1 protein-coding gene and 1 pseudogene are annotated in these 2384 nt (G+C 58.5%); both read left to right on the top strand.

All coding sequences use genetic code 11. The annotated features are described in order from the left end of the window. Window positions 1-14 precede the first annotated feature (14 nt). Window positions 15-943, top strand: a pseudogene (locus tag I5W_RS15905) (purine-nucleoside phosphorylase). A 140-nt stretch (window positions 944-1083) separates the two neighbouring features. Beyond that, a partial coding sequence (locus I5W_RS15900) for a methyl-accepting chemotaxis protein (protein WP_044529960.1) occupies window positions 1084-2384 on the top strand: 1301 nt, incomplete at its 3' end.

The raw sequence follows: 2384 nt of genomic DNA, 5'->3' as shown, positions 1-2384 counted from the left end.
CAGGCCGTCAGGTGATGGTGCTGACCATGTTCAACCTGAAGCGCAACATTGGCTGGAGCATTGGGGCCATACGGATCAGATCGTAGTACCTGGGCTTGGCGCGGACAATCCGGTGCGCTGTCGGCAGGATGGGGCATGTCTAGCGATCCTGGGCATGGGTCATGCCAACGCAGCAGCATCGACGATGGCGCTGAGCTTTTCCTCTCGCCTGGATCTGCGCCAAACGTATTTCCTCATCGCGGGCATTGCCGGTATCAGCCCGGACTATGGCACATTGGGAACAGCAACCTGGGCAGGATATGCGGTCGATTTTGGACTGCAATGGGAACTGGATGCGCGCGAAATCCCCAATCACTGGCACAGCGGCTACTTGGGCATCAACACCAGCAACCCCGATCAGAAGCCACAGCTGGACTATCACACAGAGGTATTCCAGCTCGACCCGACATTGCAGCAGGCCGCCTATCTTCTTTCCCGCGATGTGACCTTGGCCGACGATGCGCAGGCGGCCCGCTACCGCACAAAGTATGTGCAAACCGTTGCGCATGGAAAGCCGCAAGTCACCCGCTGCGACACCTTGTCCAGCGATACCTGGTTTTCAGGTCATCGCCTGACCCAGCGGGCCACGCAATGGATGGCGTTGCTCACCGATGCAAAGGGGCGCTATTGCACAGCACAGCAGGAAGACAATGCCACCCTGGAGGCGCTACGTCGGGCCGGCACGTCTGGATTGGTCGATCCATCGCGCGTGGCGCTGTTACGCACAGGTTCGGACTTTGATCGTCCGCCGCCAGGTATTTCCGATGTGAGCAATCTGCTCAATTTCGAGACCCAGGGTGGATTTGCGATTGCGACCGAGAATCTCTACCGCGCAGGCTCCCCATTGGTCGAGGCCATCGTGGCGAACTGGTCACAATGGGCTAGAGGTGTGCCCGAGCGCTGAGCTTCACGGCAGATGTTCAATGTGGCAGCACTGCATGTCATGAAATGCATTTTTTCATGTATCATTGATCAATACGTTGTTACTATTGGCGATACTTATATTTCTGACGAAGTGTAAAGTTCTCTTGAAAAGGGGCAGTGATGTTCACTCATCTGAAGATCGCCAAGCGGCTTGGCTTGGGTCTTGGAGTGGTTCTGGTTTTGTCGTGCATGACCACCGGCGTTGCGTTGTGGAACCTGCAGACGCTCAGCGATGCTTCCTCGGCTATGATGAAGAAGCCATTGATGAAAGAGCGACTGAGCAGCGACTGGTACCGTGCCATCGATTCGGGAATCATGCGCACCACGGCCATTGCCAAAAGCAGCGATCCTTCGCTGACGGAGTTTCTGGCTACAGAGGGGCCCAAGAAATCGGGGGACCTTCAAGAACATATCGGCAGTCTTCTCGACAGCGATGAAGAGCGCGCCCTGTTCGACAAGATCGGTGTACAGCGCAAGCGCTATCTGGCCGCTCGTGATCGGGTGAACCAGCTCAAGGCCGCTGGCGAGACCGCACAGGCACTCAAAATTCTGGAAGAACAATACGTTCCGGTGGCCAAAGGTTTCCAGCAGCTCATGCAAGAATTTCTCAATGTCCAGCGTCATCAGATCGACAGCATCAATCTCCAGATCGAACGAACTGCAGGGCAGAGTCGTCGATTGCTGTTGATCCTCGAGGGGCTCGCCGTGCTGCTGGCGGCCATTGTGGTGCACCTGCTGGCGCGATCCATCGTCAAGCCGCTGACCGAAGCGGTCAGCGTCGCGGAACGGGTCGCCAGGGGTGATCTGACGGCTGAACTTCAGGTGGGCGCACGGGACGAGGTCGGCCAACTGATGCAGTCGCTGCGTTCGATGACGCTCAATCTGCGCGAACTCATCGGCAAGCTGCGCAGAAGTATTCATGGCATCGCGGTCGCCTCGGCCGAAATCGCTACCGGCAACCAGGATCTATCGGTGCGGACCGAGCAACAGGCCTCCTCGGTGGAAGAAACCGCCGCTGCCATGGAACAGATCGCCACCACCGTCAAGCGCAATGCCGAGCACGCCCGGCGCGCCGATGAGACCACGGCCGTCGCCTCCAGTGCGGCCTCTGCCGGCGGCGACGCGGTGGCGCGCATGATCCAGACGATGGAGACCATCAACCGTTCGTCACAGAAGATTTCCAGCATCATCGGCGTCATTGATGGCATCGCCTTCCAGACCAACATCCTGGCGCTCAATGCTGCAGTGGAGGCTGCGCGGGCCGGTGAACAGGGGCGCGGCTTCGCAGTCGTGGCTTCGGAAGTGCGCAGTCTGGCCCAGCGCTCTGCTGCGGCAGCCAAGGAGATCAAGGAATTGATCACCGATTCAGTAGACAAGGTCAATGCCGGTACCGCTCTGGTGCAGGAGGCCGGCAAGACCAT

The organism is Herbaspirillum sp. B65, assembly GCF_000333555.1.
GTDB lineage: Bacteria > Pseudomonadota > Gammaproteobacteria > Burkholderiales > Burkholderiaceae_D > Herbaspirillum > Herbaspirillum rubrisubalbicans.
The sequence above is the reverse complement of the archived record's forward strand: the minus strand, read 5'-3'. Positions and strand labels throughout refer to the sequence as shown.